The following is a 22080-nucleotide window of genomic DNA, read 5'->3' on the forward strand; positions in this document are numbered from 1 at the left end:
GAATAGTCACCAATCGAGTAATTATTCACGGACACGTTGCCGAAATATTCGTCTCAAGCAATAATTTTCTAATTAAAGTTTTTGTTGTTTTTTAGTAAATAAAAGCATCTTATATCATGAAAAATAAATTTTTTGGATTTGCAGCAATTGCAATCGCATTAGGCATGAGTGCCTTCAATGTTCCTACGTCTAAAGCATCAAACAAATTTACCACTTACAAGTGGTTTAAGATTGCACCCGGAATTGCTCAAAACGCACAAGTCCCTGCATCTGATGCCATGTATTTGGGAACCGGGACTACAGCGCCATCCGACCCCGATTGTGACGGGTCAACAAACCAATGTGTTTCTGGCTTTACCACAACCCAGGTAAACAGTTCCAACCAATTGAAAGATGATCATCAGGTCCCCGCTCAACAGCCAGAGTTGCAAAATTGAAACCCATATCAATCAAAATAAAAGAGCCGCAAAATGCGGCTCTTTTTTAATATCCAGGATTTTGAATCAATGCCGGATTTCGTAAAATTTCTTTTTGTGGAATCGGGTATAAAGCCGATGAAGGCAACCAGTTAGGTTTTGTCGAAGGTAGTATAACATCCGAAAGATGCCACCTATTCAAGTCAAACCATCGGTTGCCCCATTCGCAGAAGAACTCCGAACGGCGCTCTCTTTCAATTGCTGTAAGCAATGTAGCCAAGTCGCTTGCAGCGGTATTTGGTAATCCCGCGCGGTTACGTATGACGTTTAAATCCGCTTGAGCGCCAGTCATATTGTTTTGTGCTGCTCTCGCTTCTGCACGAATGAGATACTGATCAGCAAGCCTGAAAATTATATAGGTCTCTGAAGGGTCACCAGTTGTCCTGGCTTCTTTATACTTAAAGGGATATGGGTATGAAATCCCGGCAACAACGTTGATGGCTGTCCATTTTGATTTTCTAGTGTCACCCGTTTCAAACGAATTGATCAGGTCATTGCTAAGAATATATTTGGGTGAAACAGTTTTACTTGAGGGCACAAAGTTGAACCCTTCAGGTGTTTCTACATTGGGATATACGGGTATGATTTTCCATATGGCTTCTGAACTACCAGCTAGAAAGACATTATTTAAATCGTTTTCCAGTTTGAAAACTCCTGAGTTTATCACCTTACTTGCTTCCGTTTCGGCTGCATTATAGTTTTTTCGGTATAACTGCACCTTAGCGAGTAAGGCCGTTGCAGCGTAATAATTTGCCCTTTCACTTTTATTGTTTTTAGGCAAAAAACTTTGTGCAAAAGTGGCGTCAGCCAGTATTTGGGCATAAATGCTGTCTGTCTGAGATCGTGGTAACAAGTCGTTAACGTGATAGTCAGTCGTTTTTACTAAAGGTACTGGCCCATACAGATTCACTAAATTGAAATACATAAAGGCACGAATTTGTCTGGCCTCAGCAGTCAATAGGTTCTTTGCACTTTGGCTTATACCTGTACTTTTATAAATTCCCTCAATACATGTATTTGCATCATAAATGTATTTATATGCAGTCGCCCATAAAACAGCATTGTATCTATTCTCAATGTTAATGTGATTAATATATAATGCATTAATATCAGCATCCTTCGCTGACTGGGAAAGTTCGTCCGCAGATAATCCCGGGTATAACGTTAAGCCGCCGGAAGAAATGGAAAAGCTTGTACTCTGGATCATATCGATATAAATTCCTGATATCGCGCTATTCGCATCAGTGCTGTCAGCAAATACTTTATCGGAAGTTAATTGATTTTTAGGAGGACTTATCTCTACAAATTTTTTGCATGAAGATAGGTATATGGCAAATCCGAGAAATGCCACGGATATGATAATAGTGTTGGTTTTCATAATTTAAAGATTTAATTGTAATCCGCCAGTTATTGTCTTTAGCGGTGAAACTCCATAAAGATTTTGCGTTTCCGGGTCACCACCCTTATAGCCAGTTATGGTAAAAAGATTTTGCGCGTTAACATATACTCGAAGTGCCTTTACTCCAATCTTTTTAATAAGTGCCGAGGGCAAGGAGTATGAAAATGAAACCGTTTTCACCCTGATGTAGGAAGCATCACTAATCACACCGTTAGATTTTTGATAATTAGCCAGGGCAACATCAGCAGCACCATATTGTGAAGATAATCGCTGAAAGGTTACATTATCTCCTGGTGCCTTCCAATATTTGCCTAATAAGGCAGCAGGCTGGTTATACTCTTCCCCGGGTGAAGCGTAAAGCGATTTCAGATAATTATACCCCATCTGTTTGGTGAACGCCAAAAACACAGACAATTGGAAATTCTTGTAGGTAAAATTGTTCTGCATTCCTCCATAAAATTTAGGATCTAAATTGCCCAGGTTATAGTAGTCATTAAAGCCACTGCCATTCCGCGGTACTGGATTTTGTGTGATTTTTCCAGCGGCATCGTAAAACTGAAACAATCCTGTTTGGGAATCCACGCCTGCTGTTTTAAAACCGGTTAATTCATTCACCGATTTGCCGATTATGTAAATTGTAGCAAAACTAGAATTTGAAAGACCTGGGAATGCTAATAGTTTGTTAGATGGGATAGTTCCGTTGAATGTGGTATTCCACTTAAAGTTTTTACTATTGAGCACTTTTGCCTGTAAGGAAAATTCCCATCCAGTATTTTGGACTTGAGCAGGCGAATTTTCTACTACGGACGAGAATCCTGTTTGTGATGGTAAAGTAAAGGAGATCAGTTGATTACCGGTCCTGTTGCGGTACCAGGCAGTCGTTATTAGAAATCTATCTTGTAAAAAACCAAGTTCTAAGGCAAATTCAAGTTTTTTGGTGGTTGCCCACCCAAATTGACTATTTGCCAAATTTTGGGGTAAATACCCTAACGTACCTGCGTAATTATACAAGGATGGTGCAAATCGTGAAATAAAATTGTAATCTCCGATAGCATCGCTTCCGGCAATTCCATAGCTCGCCCTTAATTTTCCGAAACTAAGCACCGGAAATTTGTTACGAAGAAAGTTTTCTTCGCTAAAAACCCAGCCAGCACCCGCTGAACCGAAATTGCCAAATTGTTTTCCCGGTCCAAAGCGACTTGAACCGTCTCTCCGCCCATTTATATCAAGTAGATATTTGTTATCCCAGCGAACATTAAATCTTGCAAACACCGCGGTGTATTTATATTGAAGAGTATTATCAGAAGCTGTTTGGACTGGCGAACCAGAAACGGATTCGATCAAATCATCATTTATATACCCTGAAGCCTCTATGTCGGTGGACTTATTCTGATTTTCCTGGAATGTGCTACCTAACAAAAATGAGTAGATGGCTTTTTTAAAATTGTTTTTGTATTCTAATTGTGGCTCAATGATCCATGTGGTATAATCATTAGTTCCAAAGCTGGCAGCGGCTTGAGGATTAAATCCAGGGTTTTGTGCCGATAAAGGTAAACCTGAAAATTCATTGTTGCGAGCGTTACTGTAACCAAAGCTACTTCTGATGGTAAGTCCGCGAACGATCTCATAACCGATAAGTAAATTACTGTTTAACGTGTTGTTATTTATTTGGTATATCTGTCTAAATGGAGCGTAAGGGCTATCTGCCGCATATGATCCATCAAGTGGAACATCTTTATAGGTCCAGATCAATTTACCGAAGCCATCCACCGGGCTTGGATAATTGGGTTCTAAAGTAAACGCAGTTAACAAACTGGGATTTCCTGAGCTCTTATTTTTGTCGTAAGAATAACTGCTCGTAAAATCCAATGTTAACTTTTTGTTATCCGATAGATGATGGAGATTTGTAGAAAAGCTAAACCGATTATCGCCATAATCACCCGGATAGATATAGGTGTCCCTGTTAAATCCACCTGCAATGCGGAATTGGGTGTTTGCGTTCCCGCCGGAAATTGCAGCGCTTGTATTAAGATGATGTGCAGTGTTGCCAATAAAGTAATTCTTCCAATCCGTGTAGCGGTTCTGATCGAAAACTGTTAAATCAGGGGCATAGTTTGGGTCGTACAATGTATTATTGGGGGTTCCCCCGTCAATTGCGTAAGCGTCTTTCCGCATCTGCAAGTATTGTTGCGTGTTCATCATCGACATGCTGCGGCCCAGCACGCTTATGCCATCGTCAAAAGTGAGATCAAGTGCAGTTCGCCCTATTTTGCCTTTTTTAGTAGTGATTAGAATGACACCGTTTCCGCCTCTAGAACCATAAATAGCGGTAGCGTCTGCATCTTTAAGCACCTCAATACTTTCTATATCACTGGGATTTAAGCCATTGAATGGACTTATTCCGCCGTAAGGGTTGCTATAAACACTCCCTGTCCCCGGTGACGCGATTGATTGAAATTGATTGACATTTCCGTTTTGAGCTGCAAATGGAACACCGTCAACGATGAATAATGGCTGGTCTTTCGGAGACAATTGACCAGCAACAGTAGACAACGTGTTTTGACCACGCACCTGAACTGTGAATGATGCACCAGGCATTCCACTTGTAGAGGTAACCACCAGGCCTGGCACCCGACCTTCTAAGGCGGCTAAGGGATTGGTTACCGGTTGCTGTTGAATATCCGATGATGAAATTTTAGAAGTTGATCCAACGCTATTACGTTGGGTATTTGTACCATAGGCGATCACGTGTACCTCATCCAGTGAAGTCAAACGTGGATTTAGGATAATTTTTAATTCCTTTTTCTCTGTACCTACTTTTAATTCAAGTGTATCGGCATTAGTGGCAGTAAACACTAGCATCGGATTGCTTCCGAATATCTTAATTTTAAATTGACCGTTGTCATTGGTAAAAGTGACTTTTGGGGTTCCTTTAAGTGTCACCGTAACGCCGCTGAGCAACTTGTCATGTGTGTCGCTCACTGTTCCCGAAATTACCTGGCCAAATGTAAAGGCAGGCAATAACAGAAAAAGCAATATGTAAAATTTGGTCATGATTTCTGAATTGTGATATGTAAATAGTTAATTATTGGAGCGCTTTATCGCTGATGACTGCATACTCCAATTCTCGGGGCTCTTTAATTAAGGTGAAGCCCTGGTCTTCCAAACTTTTAGCTATCTCAATAAAGTTTTGCCGATCCGCAGGTAGATTCAACCACACATTTTGCTTAAAGTCAGTTTCGTCAATAAATGGTTGTTTATAATAGTTCTGAAAATTGTAGAGAATCTGTTTGACCGGCATATTTGAAAAAAATAACGAGCTGTTCGAAACGTCAAATAAATTGGTGTCCTTTTCTTTCGAGCCACTGGTTATGGGCCTGTGTTTTGGTGAACGTCTCAATACCCATACGCTGTCATTCAAGCGGACACTATCAATTTTGAAAGGAAGATACTTGGCTAGATCTTGCTGGAAATATTTATAGGCTCTCTCCTTTGTGGTGGGTGGGAAAATAGCTTCATAATTATACCAATTACTATCAGCAGCCGGTTTCCTCGAACTTCTGAACTCGTTTAAATTCACAACCCGGATTTTTAAAAATCCGCTTATAAAGCGACTAAACTGGGGATATGCGCTTAACAATAAATTTTGTGGAGTTTCGGCATAGTGATAAATCCGGTATACTTTATCTGATGAATCAAGCATCATTCCTGATCCATGCACCCCTTTTATATAAGGTGTAAATATGCTTCGGTAAATGTAAAGAGGAGGTTTACTGCCATTAAAACCGTTAATTGGAAATGGCCTTTCCGCATGAAACCTGGTGGTATCGATGTGGGCAACATCCGTTGAACCACCACTTAACATCAACGAAATATTTTTTTCGTTAACATCTTCTGCTTCGGTAATAGCTTTGACTATCCCATTTTGAATCCAGATATAAACGCCCAAGGATTTAGGCCGGAACATTTTGTTAAGTATGGTATCGACTGTAACAGATGGTAAATCGAAAGATTTTTTTCTTTTATCAAAAAAAGCCTGGATACGTTCGGGAGTATCTCCTTTGTAGGTGTCTACTGGCAGCATAAAAACTTTAGTTCCAAAATGACGCTGTAGCGCATAGATCTTGGGCATATGTTCAATGCAAGGTCCGCAATAAGAATCCCAAAAATCAAGAATCAGTAGCCTATCTTTCAAGTCTGCCGACCGAATGGTTTTAGATTTGAAGTTAACCACGTTATTTATGGTCAGATCAGGGAGAGTGTCTCCGACTTTGTATGTTTTATTTATGGAGAGGGGTTGTGCATTTGACTTAAAAAAAAGGCATAGCACAGCCATTACGATTAAAATCGTTATTTTTTTCATGAAAAAATCAGTTAGAGGTCTTGGGAAATGGGGGTAATAAACAGATCGATAATGGCAACCCGTGTTTAACTATTAACTGACCGGGTTGCCATTATCCTAAGGTCATTCTGGGGGACAGATGACCAGTTGCCATACGATGAACTTACTTTTCTTCATTCCCAGTAGTGATTTTAGCTTCTGACAATGCGTGCTGAAGTTCAGCGCGATAGTAAATTTCAGATACTAAAGCTGGGAGTTTTCCGAGGCCGGAGTTTTCAAGGTTTTGCAGTGAATTCGCATCCTGGGTTTTGTTCAGGCCCCTCGTAAACCAATCATTCAATTCCTGCTGAAACTGATCGTAAGGCACGGTACGGAACCGCTCCATAATCTCAGCTAAGGAACTAAATTCAGGCATTTCAGGAAGTGCGTTTTTCTCGTCCATATTTAATGATTAATTGTTCATTATCAGGAGTCTGCAAGAGAGATTGATTTCTGTAAAATACTACAGGCGTGGTTCCCAACTTATCGTTCACGGAGGCCTACTACAGCCAGAGCACAAATAAGAAGGGAGCCCACACCTATAGCATGGGCATTCCGGCTTCTCCTCTTGCGCTCATTTTGAAAGTAGTAGTTTCCGTGAGCAAGACTCAAAGCGAATGCTTCAATATTTTCGAAGTATTCGCAAAAATAATATAAGTGACTATATCACCTATGGATTTATTTAGCTTTTTTTTTCTATTATCAAATATAATGATAAATACAAAAAATACGAAAAATTTGCCGTAATTTTTAAACATAATTTGGCTTCTTTTTGATGAATGGGGAGTCAATATCGAGATCAAGCATTTATTGAACAGGTTTGTGCAAAGATTTTGGAGATCAGGAAGAAAAAGGGTATTGTTCAAGAAGATTTAGTGGATCGTACCGGCTTCCACTTAAAACAAATTGGCAACATCGAAAAAGGCATAAGTAACACTTCAATAAGTAATTTAGCTCAGATAGCTCGGGCATTACAAGTCCACCCGAAAGAATTATTAGATTTTGATTTTGAATTGCCGAAATACCCACCTACCAGAAAAGAAAGAAAACGAAAATAATCCTTCATAGGGTCGTTGAAGCATACGAAAAACCCTAATTTCCGTCATGAATAAATCACTGTTGATTAAACTAGTGAACCTACCTTCTACCTTATCAATATGAAAACCAACGAAACCAGCGCGAATTTTTTATCACGCAACTTACTTCCGATATCATTGTATGCTATGGGAATTTTTGTTGCACTATTACTCCTGCCAGTCTTCATTACGGAAAATTTTATTGCTCCACAGATAGCGCTTATGGCTCTGTGTACATCATTGTTTTTGGGATATTTGAATTATCAGCATGCATAGGATCGGCTCTTCAAAGACCTCTTTAAAGAATTTAACGAGCGCTATAACGCTTTAAGTGATCAGTTTGAACACCTGGAAAAGAAATATTCACTTGAAGTAAAACTATCTAAAGTTGATACCGATGATTCAAAACTAATAATCAGTTACCTCAACCTTTGTGCCGAGGAATATTTTTGGTTTAGAAAAGGTAGATTAGACATCGGTGCCTGGGAAAGTTGGAAGTCAGGAATGCGTACGTGGGCAAAGCTCCCGGTTGTCAGGCTAGTTTTTGATGATGAGGTAGATAACTGGAAGACAGCCTATTATAAAGGTTTCAATATCTTTTTTAAGGGATTACTTTAAAATCTCATATCCAAATTATCCCCTTTTCCTCCTAATATAAAATCAACGCAGTTATAGTAAAACCGCTTGTGTTTGGCGGGAAAGCAACGTAGCGACAGCGGATTGGTTTCATGGTAAAGTCAAGCAACCGCTTTAGCCGGGTCGTCTTTTTCGATTGAAATGAGAAAGTGGCGGACCGGCGCGCGCTCGATGGACCCCAAAAGGCTGCTACAAAGGCTCGTATACCTTAATATCAAGGGGCAGGTCGGCCAATTTATCCTCAATGAGCGGTTTTACTTTACGCCAACTCAACTCGCCATTACCGCAGCCAAGCGCAGGCATGGCGACCGAGCGGACATCATTTTCTGATAAATACGATTTCAATGCCTCCAAACCCTGAACGATATAGCTATACTCCGAAGGTAATCGCCAATGGGTCTTTGTCGGAAAATTAATGATGGTCTTTTGCCCCAATAACAAACTGGTATCCTGAACAATCAATAATCTTCCAATAGCGAGTTGCTTGGCAGCAAACGCATTTCGGTAAGCTAAATAATTATGCGGGAATGCATTTTTAAATGCAAGGGCAACGCCCTTACCCATGATACCGACCGTATTAACGGTGTTTACCAAACAATCGGCATCATCTTTTAATAAATCTCCTCTGTGATAAATGATCATCGGTTCTATTTCTACGGGTGAATATAATTTTAAAATACAGCTGTCAAAGGAATTGAACGGAAATTTTTATCCGCTCGTGAATTTTTACCAATTGTTATGGCTCATTTCGACTTTTTTGACACTCATCACATAGTCGTATTTAATCTTTACCATAGCTGCTACACGTTCGATTGTTGGCTTAAGGCCAATAACTTTTGGTACACGTCTTCCCAGTAGGCTTGCTGCCTGGCATCAAATTCAGCAAAGCCGGGATCGGTGTGGCGGTAATGGCGAAAATCATCAGCCTGCAACAATGCTAATTGCAGATTTTCTATAGTAATGATTTTGCCGTCAATGTCTTTGAATTTCATGATAAAGTTACGCTGCTATTTTGAGCGGTTGCGCCCTGTATTCTTTCAGGTTGAGAAACAATGCATTATGATAAATAATCCCCTCACGGAACATTTGCCAAATAAGCGACGACCCGAAATTCACCAAAGTAGAATTAATGAACAGGTCTTGTTTGGCCAATGCCTCGGCAAGCGAACAGCTTGGCGTATTATCGTTTAGTTCAGATTGCAACAATAAGTCTTTAAATTTTTCCGTGACAAAAGGCAGATTACCTAAAGGAACGAATTGCTTTGATTTGGGTTGTTTGATTTCTCCGACAGTTGATAAAACAACTTGGCCTGTATCCTTGCTGTTGCCAAAATCCATCCAGTAAAGTGGTTTGTCCCGGTGACCCCCTGAATTTTTATGGTAGATTTTCAGGATTTCGGCAATTTCAAAGCGGGCTTTCACAGTATCGACACAGGATACAGTTATGGCTGCCATGCCTTTGGCGATAGAGCAATACTGCTTATCATACCGTTCAGCTTCGGCTTTCCAGTTCAAACCGAAAAAACGGTTGATACGGTTAATCAGGGCTACCGATTTGAATTGTCCTAATTCTGCGGAGGTAAACAATTGCCTTGCCAAATTTGGCGTTTGAACGGTATCATCGTCAAAAAGGGTTACCATAAAGCCGGGATGGTTCAACCCGTTTAGTGCCTGGCTCATGCGGGCAAGTGCGGTTAACATTTGGCTGCCAGTTCCACCTGCCCCAATCAAATTGACGGAAACAGGATTATAGGGTTGGAGCAATTCTTTTTGAACGATATGTACTGCGGGGAGTGTCGTGTTAACTAAAATTTGCTTTTTCATTTGATTAGATTTTTGAGTTGTAGATTACGGTGTTTAGTGAGCAGTTCGGTTGGAAACGGCTTTCCTGTCACGACCTGCTGCTGCCAAAGCGAAAGCAAATCAATCTGCGCCCCGTTATGGCTGCCAATGGTATGGCTGAAATAACTGTTAAAAAAGTAAGCTTCCCACTTACTGATAAAATCCTCCAAGCGTGTAAAGCGGTCGATGGCTATCTGAACCGTTCCCATACACACATTACCATTTTCATAGATATTGAAAAATGGTGCGTGATAAAGTGGCGTGTTGGCGTTCGGTTTGGATTTGGATTTAAGGGCATATACATTCAAAGCGTTTTTACTGCCTTTCCACACCATTGCAGGGATATGCGCCTTGCCTGATGGTATCTGTAATCCTTCCACGAAAAACAGGTCAACGGCCATCGGAGGAGTAAACCAAATCACATAACCCTCTGCTTGGGGGTCAAGGAATAACACGTTTGCGGGTAAGAGCCCTTTAGGTTTCAGGTAATTGCTTTTCAGTTCCTCGGTACTTTGGAATAATTTACTAAGGGAAACCATTTCCGCAATGCTTAAGGGGTGCGCATTTACCGGTTGCCCACGCTTGCCAATGTCATAGCTTTCGACATAAACCTCTGCGCTGCTATCCGTTGGATAGTTCTCTTTTTGAATAGCTTGGTTTTGATATATCAGTAATGCCTTTACTGGTGCAAACTGGTTGTTAAATTGTTCGCTTATGTTGGTCATGGCGTGTTTAATTAGTGGTCATAATCATTTAGGAAAGTGCATAGCCTGTCTACGAGCGGAAAAAATCGGCTCTCGAACCCAAAACTTTCTTGCGTAGCGGTTACGGGATTATCAAATAGGATTACATCCACGGGTTCATCGGTAATACCCATTTCCTGAAAACTGCAATCAATCATAGACATGACTGTTTCGATAACAGAATCATTGCCACTCCAATAAAAGCTGATGTACTGGTCGGCACCGATGCGCTCGGTCACTTCGGGATAATACAGGTCAGGGCGAATATCATCAAAGATGCTGCGATTGGGATAGGCTTTAAATAATTGCACAAACTCGATGGCCAGTATCGCCAGATCGTTGTCACGGATTTCCGCATTTGCATAGTTCAGTACAATATCCTCTATGTTTTCTACCCTGCTTTTTTCAGCCATCAACCTGCAAAGCTTAATGCCCGAATTTTGGAGCGTTGACAATTCGTCTAACTGCTCTTCCCTGTAGGCGTTTTCTTCGGCATCATCTTCATACATTTCCTCGTTGATCATATCTTCCACATAGCGGTACTGGTCAGCTAAAAAAGTATTATAATCGGAATACATAGGCAGCTCTGCCACCTGGTACAGGTAGGCAAAAATGGCGGTAACCACTTCTGCAACGGCTTGCTGCTGCGCATTTGTCACCCATTTCCATAAGGGCTTGACAGGGATATAATATAAAGTCCTGTTCGTATCATACTGGCTGATGGTTGCTAAAACGGCTTCATGGCTTTCATCTTTCAGGATGATGCAATCCAGTTTCTTGTTAATGGCCTGAATACGCTCATTGGTGACCTGCCATGACTGGTAGATGTTTTGCGGAAAAGCCAATCCGCTCACATCGGGCAATCGCAGGTCATAGAATTTGCAGATATTTTCTAAAGAGCGGAAATATTCCGTTTCCGCTCTTGTTATGTTGCCCTCAAATAACCAAAAAGGTTTGAATGTATGGTTCAGAAAACCATTTCCACTATGGCGGGTGGTGCGCTTCTTAAAGGGTTGCGCTGTATTTCTCCCGCATCGGGCAGACGGTTTAATTTTGTTGCGTACTGGCCGAATTGTGCGTATATTCTCCATAGGTCACTATCCTTTTCAACTTTTACTTTGGTGATTACTTTATTTTTCATGATTAGCCTTTCGTCCCCATTGTGCTTTCAAAATGGTACTGCATTTCGTCGTCTTTAAATTCGGGACCACGTATTTTAGCGGTAGTCAGAATCGGGTAAATGTTGGCGTAAAAATTCCGCACATCTTCTTTAGTGAGTTGTTCACCGGGGTCTGTCAAGCGCACTTCCTGACCGTTTTGTTTATGCAGGAATACCCTGCTGATTGCTGTAACTTCCATAATAAATGTTTTAGGCTAAATCATTGATGAATGCTTCGTATTTGGCTTTATGTTTTTGGAGTTCAGCACCTTTTGCATTGATTTCCTCCGCTTTTTCCAAGTAATCGGCACAGGTTTGCAGCAGACTGATGGCCTCGTCATACTTGAATACTTTGCTCAATTCGGCTACCTGCTCCAATACACTAGCATAGCGTTTTTTCTTTTCCGCCAGCGCCTTTTGCTCATTCTCCTGTGCGGAGAACAGGTTTTCGGTTTCCTTCTGTTCATCATCATCGTCAGTCTCGGCTGCTGATGCGGTGGAAGTTTTGCCTTTATTCGCTTTGTTCTTTTTGTCCAGTTCGGCTTTAGCATTATCAGCAGCCTTTTTCAGGCTTTGCTGATAAGCATCCATATTGGCAAAAAGACTTGCGGTCTGCTTTACGGGCGCAGCTATTGCCCCGAAAAAACCCTCGTCCAGTTCGACGGCCTTGCCTTTTAAAATCATCGGGGGGATTACTTTTCCCGCGGTGTCTGCCGTAGCGTTTGGCAGGTAAACGGAAACGGTTAATACCCCCCCGGCATTTTTGATAAGGATAAGATTGAGTGCGCCCTGAAATTCAAGTGCGCTGATATGTTCAAAAAAGTTCGTTTGCATAATATTTCGATTTCTTGTCTTTTAAAATTTTCGTTCCTTTTCCTTTTTGGTAGCGGGCTGAGTACCCGTTGTTCTGAATGATAGACCGCAGGATGTTTTCGGCTTCTCTTGCCTTTTGCGCATCTTCTGCGCTCACAAACAAGAGGTTCGTATCATCGAAAAAGCGCAGGGTATTGGCTAACACCTTGATAGCTTTCCGTTCGGTTTTACTTGTTAAACGGCTCATGGCTTAGTAGTTTAAGTGGATACATTGTTCTTTGGTAGCAGCTAAGAGGCGTTCGATATAGGCGGTAAACTCACCTCGTTTGATAATCCCGCCGAATGTGACGCTTTCAAAAGCATAATCATCCTTAATGGTTAGCCATTCATCACCGCCATCTATCTGATTGACAAAACAGAGGTTTTTAAAATGATAGCCTTGCCCGACAGACCAGTTCCCGTATTGAAAAATCAGTTCCAGTTGCTGTAATGTGTTTACCCTGACCAACATATGTTTACTGAATGGCGGGTCATTGGCTTCGGCCATCCACGGGTTACCTAATCCGATGGCCTCCCATATTTCTATTAAATCTTTGGCATCAAAATCATTTTCCATGATGGGCTTATTTGTTGTTCCTTAAATGGTTTTTGAAATTTTTTAAACAGCCCCCCATACGGGGCGCTGTAGGTTGGTTAGTTTTAGAATGGCAAATCATCATCATCGCCACCACCCGCTGCCACGGCTTTTTTGTCTTTAGTGGTTTCAGACTGCTTTGTGCCGTTTGAGCCGAATAGCTTCACGGTATCGACGGAGCAAACCAAATCGGCCAGTGTTTTTCCCTCACGGGTTTCCCATGTCTGCGCTTCCACCCATCCTGAAATTTCGACGATTGCGCCTTTGGTCAGGTAAACGGCCAGTCCTGGGTTTACCCAATAAGAGCAGTTCACGAATGCTGTCTTTTCCTTTTTTTCACCCGCTTTGGTTTTGTAGCGTTGGTTCAGGGCTACGGTAAAATTGGTTACTTGTTTGTCGCCTGAAACTGTCCTTGTTTGAGCGTTTGCGGTAATTCTTCCTGTGAATAACATAACTTTTTTAGTTTTTTAAATGAATAAATCTGTTTTGCTTTCCTTATCTCGCTTTGCTTTTCTTGATTATTTTTTAAAAGAAAAAGGGAAAAAAGAAAGCCATAGGAAGTGCCGGCTCATAGCCAAAAGGAAACGGAATAAGTCCCGAAGGGTGGGTTGGTGAGGTACGAAGCAAGCCATTATGCCGTAGTCTATTGGCGTACTCCAAACAAGGAATACGGCAAGACCTTAGCTGCGCTTTTTACCCGTTTCGGCTAAAAAATTTAAGTATTTAAAACCATACTGTCCAAAGATGGCATTAGCGTTAATTAAAATTATAGCTACCGATTACCGGGGGGTAGATCGAACGGGGAATAATTTAAAAGTGAAATCAAGGGAATCAGTTTCAGAAAAGGTAAGTGTTAGGGAATGGAAAATAAAAAGGCTGACGAGATTGTCAGCCCTATTTGAAAGTAATTTTAGCAGATACAATTAACCGATTTGCTATTTGGCGTGCTAACTACATTTTTTTAGCGTAGCCATAGAGCATTTTCACCTTTTCAGGGTCCCGGTGATCCCCCCAAATGCTTGTTTTAGTATCAAGCTCCGCAATAAGGTTCAGGTCATCCTCAGTTAATTCAAAATCAAATACGTCGTAATTCTCTGCGAGCCTATCCTTGCGGGTGGATTTTGGAATAACCACGATGTCGCGCTGAATCAGCCACCGAAGAATGACCTGGGCGACGCTTTTTTGATATTTGTTGCCAATTTTCATTAGGACACCGTTTGTGAAAATGCCATGTTTGCCTTCAGCTAATGGGCCCCAGGATTCCAACTGAACGCCGTTTTCCTTTAAAAATTTGAGTGTTTCGATTTGCTGATGGAACGGATGGGTTTCCACTTGATCTACCGCGGGCGGAATTTCAAAAAATTCAATAAAATCCATTACCCGGTCTGTGCCAAAATTGCTAACCCCAATTGCCTTTATTTTTCCATCCCGATACAATTCCTGCATCGCTCTCCATGCCCCGTAAACATCGCCATAAGGCTGATGAATCAAGTATAGATCGAGATATTCCAGTTGCAGTTTTTTCAGCGAGTCAGCAAATGATTGCTTAGTTTTTTCATAGGTGGCGTTATTCAGGAAAAGCTTAGTAGTAATAAAAAGTTCGTCCCGCGCGATCCCGCTTTTAGCGATTGCCTTTCCGACTGCTTCCTCATTCCGGTAGGCGGAGGCGGTATCAATAAGGCGGTAGCCAATACTTAGCGCGTCAGCGACTACGCGTTCACATTCATGTGGGTCAGGTATCTGATAAACACCTAAACCTAAAATTGGCATCTCAAGGCCGTTGTTTAATTTGACAGTTTTCATTTTTAAGATTTATGCAAATTTAAACAAGGGTGCGGAGTAAGAACTACCCTAACTACTGAAAAAATTACCATTATTACCGATTTTGATATTAACGATACCCCTTCCGGTTTGCAAGCATTATTTACGTGCGAAGCAGAGCTACATGAACGCTCTTCTTTAATTACAACAAAGTTGCATTCCTGACATCCAGACTACACTATTTTTTGCTTCTGTGCTTATATTTGTATTGCAAGGATCTAATACTACCTTTCTCCCGCGAGCATCAGTAACACTGCACATTCTTTTAAGAATCATTCAAGCTTTCAGCGTATTCTAAGGGACGAGATCTTTAGCATTTCACTTAAAATATTTTTATAAATGAGGCAACTTAAAATTAGTGAGTCGATCACCAATCGTGAGACAGCATCGTTGAATCAGTACTTATCAGATATTGCCAAGATTCCGATGGTTTCTCCACAGGAAGAAGTGACATTGACACAAAAAATCAGGGAAGGCGACCAGGCCGCGTTGGAAAGACTGACGACGGCCAATTTAAGGTTCGTGGTTTCCGTAGCGAAACAATATCAAAGTTCAGGCCTAACCCTTGGTGATTTGATCAATGAGGGTAATGTGGGCCTGGTTAAAGCGGCAAAACGCTTTGATGAGACTAAGGGCTTTAAATTTATATCCTATGCAGTTTGGTGGATTCGCCAATCCATCCTATCGGCTATAAATGAACAATCAAGGATGGTCAGGCTTCCTTTAAATAAGGTTGGCGATATCGCCAAAATAGCCAAAGCAGCGTCACAGTTGGAACAGCAGTTTGAACGCCAGCCTACGCCGGAAGAGCTGGCAGAAAGCCTGGAAACTACAGCTGAAAAGGTAAGTGATGTTTTAGGGCATTCCGCCAGGCATATTTCCTATGATTCGCCATTTTCCAGTGAAGAAGAAAACACCTTGTTAGACGTATTGCCAAGCCGGGAAGCAGCAACGGATACCGGATTAATGGCCGAATCTCTATCGGTTGAGGTAGCGGAAAGCATGCGTATCCTTGCTGAAAAGGAAAGGGAAATATTAACGTTATTCTTTGGACTCGGAAATCAGCAACCTTACAGCCTGGAGGAGATAGGTGATAAATATCATTTAACGCGCGAACGTGTCAGACAGATAAAAGACAAGGCTCTGGCACGACTTCGTGAAAATTCTCGTGCCTGGGTATTAAAAGGCTATTTTGACTAATAAAAAGCTCCTTGTAAGTGCAAGGAGCTTTTTATTTAAGCGGAATTAATATTTACCACCCGTTGTAAACGATTTCGTGATCACCGACCATGATCCCTCCTATATTACAACCAGCGTATTTACTTTGGTGAACAGCATTCCTCGCGACTTTTAAAATATCACATTAGGGATTGACATCGACGTCCTTCGATAGAAGATATAGTAAAAAGCCCGGCCCGCAGGGAATGCCTTGGTATGCTTCATTGAGCCGCAGCCAGGAAGGCCCAGTCAACAATATTGGCAATTGTCTCCAGGATTGCGCCTACACCTGTTTTAGTTTTAAGGTCGATGCCAGCAAAATTGAAACCGTTGCTTCGCGTATGCAACACAGTATAATAAATCCCTCCTACCAGAAGTGCAGCCACCGCTCTGAAGTTTATTTTGGAATTTTCGAAATGACCGTCCGTCCTTTCTAAAATTTTCTGACCCAGGTTCTCACGTACATTGTGGATACTGCGCATCATTGGGACCGATCCGGATAGCTCCATTAAAATCAGGTTTTGCATCTCATCTTCCTCTAAAAAGAACTTAAACATTTCCTGTAGAATTCTGGTAATCATTATCCTATTATCTGCCTGTTCGAGATTTTCGGAAAGCTTTTTAAGCTGATCTGCGAACAACATCCAATAATCATTTTCCGAAATATAGGCTTCGGTAAGATTATTTAAGTTACCAAAATATCGATAGATAAGTTTGCGATCTACTTCGGCTTCGCGTGCAACTTTGCTAATACGAACCGCTTTCATCCCTTTGTCTTTTATAATTACTCCAACAGCTTCAATGAGTTTCCGTTTGGTTAGCTCTTTATCTTTCATGATGATAAGGTGTTACATTATATAATTACGGTAGTCGCTGTGATCGGGGAACAAACAGCTCCTTTTCTCGACCGGAAGTTTTAGGGAATTCTTTCCGGATTCTAGTGATATGCGATTGTTAGGTAGCTTAACAAAGCTGTAAGGCCTTTCGCCTTACAGCCCGATGAGAGACACCAGCAGAATTATTTTGCGAATGCCTGTTGTAAGCTCCAGTCACCTCCAAGTAAGGGTTTTGAATCGGCAGTTTTGAGGAATTCAGCAGCCGCATCAGCTGTAAATTTCCAGACCGATGCGGCCAGGCGGGAGCCATCGCTTAAGCGTTTAACACCTGCATCTGCTAGTCCGGCTGCTTCCGGTAAACCATCCCAAGCCATTACATGAATGGGCAATTGAACCTGGTCGGCAATCGTTTTAATTACTTCAATATTGTTTAGGCCCGGGATAAAAAGGCCGTCGGCACCAGCATCTTTTGCCGCTTTGCCACGACGGATAGTTTCTTCTACTTGTTTGTCCGGGCTAACCAGTGATTGAAGATACACGTCCGTGCGGAAGTTGATATACAGGTCTTTGTCCCCTAACACTTCACGAATTTTACGAATTTTTTCCAGTAAAACCTCAAACGATCCGATATTGTCTTCAAGGTTGATCCCTGCTACGCCGAGATCCACTAGTTGGTTTACATTTTGCGCAACAATTGCTGGATCATCACTAAATCCGCTTTCCACGTCGACTGACAGAGGAAGGTTGATCACGCGCAGGATGTCCTCGGCCAGGCATACGAATTTTAAGAAAGGCACATTGTTGCCATCCGCATAGCCTAATCCCCAGGATACGGCCGCACTGGAGGTGGCGATAGCCTTTGCACCTGCGGTTTCAATAATTTTTGCGCTTGCGGCGTCCCAGGCCAATGGCAGCACTAAAGGGGTTTCATTGTTATGTAATTCTCTAAAAATTGATGCTGAACTTTTCATGATTTATATAATTAATTTGTTAAATTGTTAGTGATCTTAAAAGCATCCCTGCAACACCCTGGCAACTACTGTTGAAGTGTTGCGATGCATAGCTAACATACTTTGGTCTTTAAGTTTGTATTTTAATTGAACAATTGATCTTTTATGATTTCCGATCTTTTACGCAACAGGTTTATGCTACCTGAAGCCTTGTTTGTCTCTAAAAATGGTTGATTTCGGTTCGCGACAATAATGTCGTCTTGTGACAGAAGTTCGCTATTTGACCTTCTCGAAAGCAACTGGCTGATTTTTTTTTCCTTGTTGTCATTAAAAAATTTAACCGTTTTATCCTGTTCGAAAAAATGATTCACCCGTTTACCGCACCTATGATGATTTTCATGTCCGAACAGCGAACAATAACCTTTTCTAAATTGCTCCAAATCTTGTTGTGCAGACTCAAAACCGGCTTCCACAATATTCACAGGGTTCTCAAAAAGCCTTGCCAACACTTCTTTAGAGCTCTATATAATGCCACGATTCATTGAGGCCAACCCGAACCCCTTTAGATCTTACATTTACGTCAATTAGACAACGATTTTAAAAAGTGTGACAACCCGAATTTTCTTGCGTTAATTCGGAATTTCTCACGTTCATTTAGAGAGCGTAACGAAAAACTGTGACATTTTAAATGGGCGAATACGCAGCGGGCGGATCGTTACAAGTTCAGACCTACCGAAGGTGCCAGCACAAAAAAGCCCTATGCGAATCCCATAGGGCTTTTTCATTTTCAATGATGAACTGATTTACATGAAATAACTGTTTGCCCATTGGGTCCGTTAGTATTAGACGAGATCTCCTTTCGTTTTCTCGCCTGTTCCCAGATGTTCGCTCGGAGGGCAGGTACAAATATTTATTTCCGATCAGGTGATAGATGATAAAATAATAAAGATTTTAAATTCGACTAGTCAAAACTATGCTGCGATTGTTGCTAGGGTACTGCCGCCAAAAGCATAAACATAATCTGATATTTAGCAACTAAAAATAAATGATGAAAGATTCAAGCTGTTTCCCGAGTTCTAATAGCTCGTATTGGTCACCGGTCAAAAAGCCAGCTGTTGTTGGGAGTTATAACTAGAACTAATTATTAAAAAAAATACCCTGCTCGTCAGGCAGGGCATTTTAATAATTAACAGCGGTTACTGTAATCAACTACTAACTGATATATATAAAGAACGAACATGACATTAATGGATAATTTAATTGCCCTCAGGTTTGAGAATTAATTTAATATAATTTTCACCTCCCAAATACCGTGTTGACATCGTTTTAAGATCAGCTGGCGTAACTTTATTTATGAACTCGTTATATCGGTTTACCTGATCTAAACTTTCCTGGTTCTGTATTTGCCTGGAGATATAGGTGAGCCAGAAACCATTTGTTTTGAGCTGAGGTTCCAGCGCGGTTTTTTCCTCTGCTCGCCACTTGTCAACGTTGATCTGAGGCGGACCGGTGGACTTTATCTTATCGATTTCATCAAGTGTTGATGATACGAGCTTTTCTACGTTTTGCGGCGCGCAACCAAACTGGACTACAAAACTGTAACGTGGCTTCGGGATTTTGGTTAAATTAACGAAGGCCGAAGGTGTATATACCCCGCTCTCCTCTTCCCGAAGTCGTTCCAGTAGCCTGATCTCCAATACCTCTTTTAGCGCATCCATTCTCACATTGTTTTCCTGGCTAAAATCATAATCACCTGAAAAAACCAGCAAAACTGTGGATTTAGGCTCTGAGCCTTTAAACACTGTCTTCTCTATTTTACCCGGAGGAATGTGAATACCCAGGTCCTTAAATTGCCGGTGTACGCCGGATACCGGCAATGAGCCCAAATATTTTTCCAGCAATGGCTTGATGTGTTCAACATCGAAGCTACCTGTGAAAATAAATTTGAAATCGGCCGCATTTGAAAATGAAATTTTATAGGTCTCAAAAGCTTTATTCAGGTCGACTTGTTCGAGCTTTGCAATGGTAGGCCCGGTACGGCGAATATTATAATTACCCAGAATAGCCTTCGTCGTATCGCTGAATACGCTGCCAGGGTCATCTGCACGATTGGCTAACGCTGCTTTTGAGCGGGCAATAATGCTATTAAAAATGGTTGAATCTTTACGGGGTTCGGTAAAGTAAGCATAGACAAGCTGCAAAGCTGTTTCCATATCTTTTGACCCGGTCCTCCCATTGATACCCTCATAATTTTCGTCAATAAAAGGGCTTACACTTGCTTGCTTGCCTTGCATGAATTTTCCTAGTTCGGTGGCATCGTAATTCCCAGCACCTCCCGATGCAACAATTGCGGCTGCATTTGCGGCGGAAGGAAAATCCTGGTCGCTAAAGAGCGATGTTCCGCCGGGTGCAAATCCGGAAAACAAAATCGCGTCATTTTTAAATGTTGTTGGCTTGAGCATTACCTTAATGCCATTGCTCAGCGTCAGCGTTGTAATACCAAGTGCCTTATCAAATTTTTCATCCCTGATCTGGCCGGCTACCGGAACAACGCTCAGCAGTGGTTTTGAATTCAGTTTATCTTCATAAGGGGCTAAGTGTTCAAGATCAACCTCGGCTAACCATCCGGTTGCAGTTTTTTCATCGGGCAAATTATTTTTATCCTTCTCAGGCGCCATTAAAATAATGTCGCGATTTGCTTTAGCGATATACACCCGCGCCAAATCATTAAGCTCCGCCAAGCTGATGGATTGAAGATCCTCCTTCGTGAGGCGATACTCGGCATCAATGCCTGGCGCAGCAATGCCCTTTAAAAAATACTCCTGGTATTCTCTTACGTAATTTTCAGAATTTGTCTTGTTTTTTTCTCTAACCATCGACTCCATGCCGCTCAGATATTCTGTTTTTGCCCGGTTTAGTTCACCACCGGTAAAGCCAAATCTTTGCAGCCTTACCGCTTCCCGCCATACGGTTTTTACTGCCGCCTGCAGGCTGCCGGGCTTTGCTTCCACATTGAGGTCAAAGCTGTCGAGTCCGCCCATTAATGGCGAAATACTCGCACCTGCTACAACAAAGGGAACATCTGCATGTCGTGAAATTTCTGCAATACGTGCAGCGAGCATTTGATTGAAAAGTGCCTGCATAACAGCCTTCCGGTAGTCTGCAATTGTTTTTAGCTCAGGAGCCTTGTGCTTGATAACCACCTCAGCAACGGTAGATGGCATTTCTTTATCGGTTACCTTAACAAATTGGTTTTTACCCGTGAGGGGAATAGTGTAGTTAAGCCGGGACCGTTCTTTTAATGGATTTTTCAAGGACGAAAATTCCTTTTTGATCTTCTGTTCAACTTCAGTTACGTTGATGTCGCCTACTACAATTAATGCCTGAAGGTCCGGCCGGTACCAGTCATGGTAAAACGACCTGATTGCCTCCGGTTTAAAATTATTTAAAACCGTATCCTGCCCGATAGGCATTCTTGATGAGTAACGTGAATTGTTAAGCATTACCGGCCAATAAAGTTGCCGCATACGCTCACCGGCACCTTTACCTAATCTTTTTTCTTCCAGTACAACACCCCGTTCTTTTTCAATCTCTGCAGGGTCGAGGGTTGCTTCCTGGGCCCAGTCGCGCATGATAGCAAAGGCGCCTTGCAATAATTCCGGGCGATCAGACGGAACCGGTAATTGGTAAACGGTTTCGTCAAAAGCGGTGTAAGCATTAAGATCGGCGCCAAACCGGATGCCCGATCGTTGCAGGTAATCAATCAGTTCGTTTTTGGGAAAGTGCTTCGTACCGTTAAAACTCATGTGCTCCATGAAATGAGCCAGACCGCGCTGGTTGTCGTTTTCAAGAACCGACCCCGCTTTGTTAACCAAATAAAAGATAACCCTTTTTTGAGGCTCGCCGTTATGGCGAATAAAATAGGTAAATCCGTTTGGCAGCCTCCCGATGCGTACCGCAGGATCTAAAGGTAACGCGGCCTGCGGCAGGATTGATTTTTGAGCATAAAGGCCAAAAGGTGTCAGCGCCGACAGCATCGGCAATATGATCAGTTGTTTAATAATTTTCATTATATATCCAGGTTTATAAAAAGAAG

24 protein-coding genes are annotated in these 22080 nt (G+C 41.8%); 4 read left to right on the top strand and 20 right to left on the bottom strand.

Annotated elements, in window-relative coordinates; genetic code table 11:
• Positions 1-116: 116 nt before the first annotated feature.
• A complete protein-coding gene (locus tag FHW89_RS12855; RefSeq protein WP_172335446.1) occupies positions 117-437 on the top strand; it encodes a hypothetical protein in 321 nt (106 codons plus the stop codon).
• A 46-nt stretch (positions 438-483) separates the two neighbouring features.
• On the opposite strand, the gene FHW89_RS12860 is transcribed toward FHW89_RS12855, so the two are convergent.
• The 4 genes from FHW89_RS12860 to FHW89_RS12875 all read right to left on the bottom strand — a co-directional run bounded on the left by FHW89_RS12860 (position 484) and on the right by FHW89_RS12875 (position 6659).
• Positions 484-1854 carry a RagB/SusD family nutrient uptake outer membrane protein gene (locus FHW89_RS12860; RefSeq protein WP_172335447.1) on the bottom strand — a complete coding sequence of 457 codons (1371 nt, stop codon included), beginning with the start codon at positions 1852-1854 and terminating at the stop codon, positions 484-486.
• Positions 1855-1857: 3 nt separating this feature from the next.
• The gene (locus tag FHW89_RS12865; RefSeq protein ID WP_172335448.1) at positions 1858-4929 is read right to left on the bottom strand and encodes a SusC/RagA family TonB-linked outer membrane protein; all 3072 of its coding nucleotides are present in this window, start codon (positions 4927-4929) and stop codon (positions 1858-1860) included.
• A 31-nt stretch (positions 4930-4960) separates the two neighbouring features.
• On the bottom strand, positions 4961-6238 hold the full coding sequence (locus FHW89_RS12870; protein WP_172335449.1) for a TlpA disulfide reductase family protein: 1278 nt from the start codon (positions 6236-6238) through the stop codon (positions 4961-4963).
• A gap of 142 nt (positions 6239-6380) precedes the next feature.
• Complete coding sequence (locus FHW89_RS12875) at positions 6381-6659, bottom strand: hypothetical protein (RefSeq protein WP_172335450.1); 279 nt, start codon at positions 6657-6659, stop codon at positions 6381-6383.
• A gap of 376 nt (positions 6660-7035) precedes the next feature.
• On the opposite strand from FHW89_RS12875, the gene FHW89_RS12880 reads away from it, so the two are divergent.
• Complete coding sequence (locus FHW89_RS12880) at positions 7036-7314, top strand: helix-turn-helix domain-containing protein (RefSeq protein WP_172335451.1); 279 nt, start codon at positions 7036-7038, stop codon at positions 7312-7314.
• A 99-nt stretch (positions 7315-7413) separates the two neighbouring features.
• Positions 7414-7608 carry a hypothetical protein gene (locus FHW89_RS12885; RefSeq protein WP_172335452.1) on the top strand — a complete coding sequence of 65 codons (195 nt, stop codon included), beginning with the start codon at positions 7414-7416 and terminating at the stop codon, positions 7606-7608.
• Positions 7609-8157: 549 nt separating this feature from the next.
• Here the strand turns inward: FHW89_RS12885 and FHW89_RS12890 are convergent.
• From FHW89_RS12890 to FHW89_RS12945, 12 genes are all read right to left on the bottom strand, one after another.
• The gene (locus FHW89_RS12890; protein WP_172335453.1) at positions 8158-8610 is read right to left on the bottom strand and encodes a macro domain-containing protein; all 453 of its coding nucleotides are present in this window, start codon (positions 8608-8610) and stop codon (positions 8158-8160) included.
• Positions 8611-8768: 158 nt separating this feature from the next.
• Entirely contained in the window at positions 8769-8960 is a 192-nt protein-coding gene (locus FHW89_RS12895) for a hypothetical protein (RefSeq protein WP_172335454.1), read from the bottom strand.
• 7 nt (positions 8961-8967) lie between these two features.
• Positions 8968-9792: a PRTRC system ThiF family protein gene (locus FHW89_RS12900; RefSeq protein WP_172335455.1), complete on the bottom strand. Its 825-nt coding sequence runs from the start codon at positions 9790-9792 to the stop codon at positions 8968-8970.
• Positions 9789-10535 (bottom strand): PRTRC system protein B, encoded by a 747-nt coding sequence (locus tag FHW89_RS12905; RefSeq protein ID WP_172335456.1) that lies wholly within the window; start codon positions 10533-10535, stop codon positions 9789-9791. Before FHW89_RS12905 ends, FHW89_RS12900 begins: the two co-directional genes overlap by 4 nt.
• Before the next feature lie 11 nt (positions 10536-10546).
• Positions 10547-11416, bottom strand: coding sequence for a hypothetical protein (locus FHW89_RS12910; RefSeq protein WP_172335457.1), 870 nt, complete (start codon positions 11414-11416; stop codon positions 10547-10549).
• A 104-nt stretch (positions 11417-11520) separates the two neighbouring features.
• On the bottom strand, positions 11521-11694 hold the full coding sequence (locus FHW89_RS12915) for a hypothetical protein (protein ID WP_172335458.1): 174 nt from the start codon (positions 11692-11694) through the stop codon (positions 11521-11523).
• A 2-nt stretch (positions 11695-11696) separates the two neighbouring features.
• The gene (locus tag FHW89_RS12920; protein WP_216650562.1) at positions 11697-11912 is read right to left on the bottom strand and encodes a PRTRC system protein C; all 216 of its coding nucleotides are present in this window, start codon (positions 11910-11912) and stop codon (positions 11697-11699) included.
• Between the two features lie 10 nt (positions 11913-11922).
• Positions 11923-12546, bottom strand: a complete 624-nt coding sequence (locus tag FHW89_RS12925) for a PRTRC system protein E (protein ID WP_172335459.1) — start codon at positions 12544-12546, stop codon at positions 11923-11925.
• The gene (locus FHW89_RS12930) at positions 12527-12772 is read right to left on the bottom strand and encodes a hypothetical protein (protein ID WP_172335460.1); all 246 of its coding nucleotides are present in this window, start codon (positions 12770-12772) and stop codon (positions 12527-12529) included. Before FHW89_RS12930 ends, FHW89_RS12925 begins: the two co-directional genes overlap by 20 nt.
• Positions 12773-12775: 3 nt before the next feature.
• On the bottom strand, positions 12776-13141 hold the full coding sequence (locus FHW89_RS12935) for a hypothetical protein (RefSeq protein WP_172335461.1): 366 nt from the start codon (positions 13139-13141) through the stop codon (positions 12776-12778).
• 83 nt (positions 13142-13224) lie between these two features.
• Positions 13225-13611 carry a single-stranded DNA-binding protein gene (locus FHW89_RS12940; protein WP_172335462.1) on the bottom strand — a complete coding sequence of 129 codons (387 nt, stop codon included), beginning with the start codon at positions 13609-13611 and terminating at the stop codon, positions 13225-13227.
• A 499-nt stretch (positions 13612-14110) separates the two neighbouring features.
• Complete coding sequence (locus FHW89_RS12945; RefSeq protein WP_172335463.1) at positions 14111-14962, bottom strand: aldo/keto reductase; 852 nt, start codon at positions 14960-14962, stop codon at positions 14111-14113.
• A 357-nt stretch (positions 14963-15319) separates the two neighbouring features.
• Between FHW89_RS12945 and FHW89_RS12950 the strand changes: the two genes are divergently transcribed.
• Positions 15320-16180 carry an RNA polymerase sigma factor RpoD/SigA gene (locus tag FHW89_RS12950; protein ID WP_172335464.1) on the top strand — a complete coding sequence of 287 codons (861 nt, stop codon included), beginning with the start codon at positions 15320-15322 and terminating at the stop codon, positions 16178-16180.
• Positions 16181-16419: 239 nt separating this feature from the next.
• Here the strand turns inward: FHW89_RS12950 and FHW89_RS12955 are convergent, their stop codons facing one another.
• The 4 genes from FHW89_RS12955 to FHW89_RS12970 all read right to left on the bottom strand — a co-directional run bounded on the left by FHW89_RS12955 (position 16420) and on the right by FHW89_RS12970 (position 22054).
• On the bottom strand, positions 16420-17034 hold the full coding sequence (locus tag FHW89_RS12955; protein WP_172335465.1) for a TetR/AcrR family transcriptional regulator: 615 nt from the start codon (positions 17032-17034) through the stop codon (positions 16420-16422).
• Positions 17035-17216: 182 nt separating this feature from the next.
• Entirely contained in the window at positions 17217-18005 is a 789-nt protein-coding gene (locus FHW89_RS12960; protein WP_172335466.1) for an isocitrate lyase/phosphoenolpyruvate mutase family protein, read from the bottom strand.
• A 122-nt stretch (positions 18006-18127) separates the two neighbouring features.
• The gene (locus FHW89_RS12965; RefSeq protein WP_172335467.1) at positions 18128-18493 is read right to left on the bottom strand and encodes a hypothetical protein; all 366 of its coding nucleotides are present in this window, start codon (positions 18491-18493) and stop codon (positions 18128-18130) included.
• 747 nt (positions 18494-19240) lie between these two features.
• The gene (locus FHW89_RS12970) at positions 19241-22054 is read right to left on the bottom strand and encodes a pitrilysin family protein (RefSeq protein WP_172335468.1); all 2814 of its coding nucleotides are present in this window, start codon (positions 22052-22054) and stop codon (positions 19241-19243) included.
• Positions 22055-22080 lie beyond the last annotated feature (26 nt).

The organism is Mucilaginibacter sp. SG564 (assembly GCF_013149275.1).
Classification (GTDB): Bacteria; Bacteroidota; Bacteroidia; order Sphingobacteriales; family Sphingobacteriaceae; genus Mucilaginibacter.

What these genes read in the sequence shown, in the direction of transcription:
- FHW89_RS12925 (WP_172335459.1), bottom strand. Translation starts at nt 12,546, where the DNA reads ATGCAAACGAACTTTTTTGAACATATCAGCGCACTTGAATTTCAGGGC.
- FHW89_RS12855 (WP_172335446.1), top strand. Translation starts at nt 117, where the DNA reads ATGAAAAATAAATTTTTTGGATTTGCAGCAATTGCAATCGCATTAGGC.
- FHW89_RS12955 (WP_172335465.1), bottom strand. Translation starts at nt 17,034, where the DNA reads ATGAAAGATAAAGAGCTAACCAAACGGAAACTCATTGAAGCTGTTGGA.
- FHW89_RS12935 (WP_172335461.1), bottom strand. Translation starts at nt 13,141, where the DNA reads ATGGAAAATGATTTTGATGCCAAAGATTTAATAGAAATATGGGAGGCC.
- FHW89_RS12970 (WP_172335468.1), bottom strand. Translation starts at nt 22,054, where the DNA reads ATGAAAATTATTAAACAACTGATCATATTGCCGATGCTGTCGGCGCTG.
- FHW89_RS12960 (WP_172335466.1), bottom strand. Translation starts at nt 18,005, where the DNA reads ATGAAAAGTTCAGCATCAATTTTTAGAGAATTACATAACAATGAAACC.
- FHW89_RS12930 (WP_172335460.1), bottom strand. Translation starts at nt 12,772, where the DNA reads ATGAGCCGTTTAACAAGTAAAACCGAACGGAAAGCTATCAAGGTGTTA.
- FHW89_RS12875 (WP_172335450.1), bottom strand. Translation starts at nt 6,659, where the DNA reads ATGGACGAGAAAAACGCACTTCCTGAAATGCCTGAATTTAGTTCCTTA.
- FHW89_RS12905 (WP_172335456.1), bottom strand. Translation starts at nt 10,535, where the DNA reads ATGACCAACATAAGCGAACAATTTAACAACCAGTTTGCACCAGTAAAG.
- FHW89_RS12880 (WP_172335451.1), top strand. Translation starts at nt 7,036, where the DNA reads ATGGGGAGTCAATATCGAGATCAAGCATTTATTGAACAGGTTTGTGCA.
- FHW89_RS12890 (WP_172335453.1), bottom strand. Translation starts at nt 8,610, where the DNA reads ATGATCATTTATCACAGAGGAGATTTATTAAAAGATGATGCCGATTGT.
- FHW89_RS12900 (WP_172335455.1), bottom strand. Translation starts at nt 9,792, where the DNA reads ATGAAAAAGCAAATTTTAGTTAACACGACACTCCCCGCAGTACATATC.
- FHW89_RS12860 (WP_172335447.1), bottom strand. Translation starts at nt 1,854, where the DNA reads ATGAAAACCAACACTATTATCATATCCGTGGCATTTCTCGGATTTGCC.
- FHW89_RS12920 (WP_216650562.1), bottom strand. Translation starts at nt 11,912, where the DNA reads ATGGAAGTTACAGCAATCAGCAGGGTATTCCTGCATAAACAAAACGGT.
- FHW89_RS12895 (WP_172335454.1), bottom strand. Translation starts at nt 8,960, where the DNA reads ATGAAATTCAAAGACATTGACGGCAAAATCATTACTATAGAAAATCTG.
- FHW89_RS12940 (WP_172335462.1), bottom strand. Translation starts at nt 13,611, where the DNA reads ATGTTATTCACAGGAAGAATTACCGCAAACGCTCAAACAAGGACAGTT.
- FHW89_RS12870 (WP_172335449.1), bottom strand. Translation starts at nt 6,238, where the DNA reads ATGAAAAAAATAACGATTTTAATCGTAATGGCTGTGCTATGCCTTTTT.
- FHW89_RS12945 (WP_172335463.1), bottom strand. Translation starts at nt 14,962, where the DNA reads ATGAAAACTGTCAAATTAAACAACGGCCTTGAGATGCCAATTTTAGGT.
- FHW89_RS12885 (WP_172335452.1), top strand. Translation starts at nt 7,414, where the DNA reads ATGAAAACCAACGAAACCAGCGCGAATTTTTTATCACGCAACTTACTT.
- FHW89_RS12915 (WP_172335458.1), bottom strand. Translation starts at nt 11,694, where the DNA reads ATGAAAAATAAAGTAATCACCAAAGTAAAAGTTGAAAAGGATAGTGAC.
- FHW89_RS12865 (WP_172335448.1), bottom strand. Translation starts at nt 4,929, where the DNA reads ATGACCAAATTTTACATATTGCTTTTTCTGTTATTGCCTGCCTTTACA.
- FHW89_RS12950 (WP_172335464.1), top strand. Translation starts at nt 15,320, where the DNA reads ATGAGGCAACTTAAAATTAGTGAGTCGATCACCAATCGTGAGACAGCA.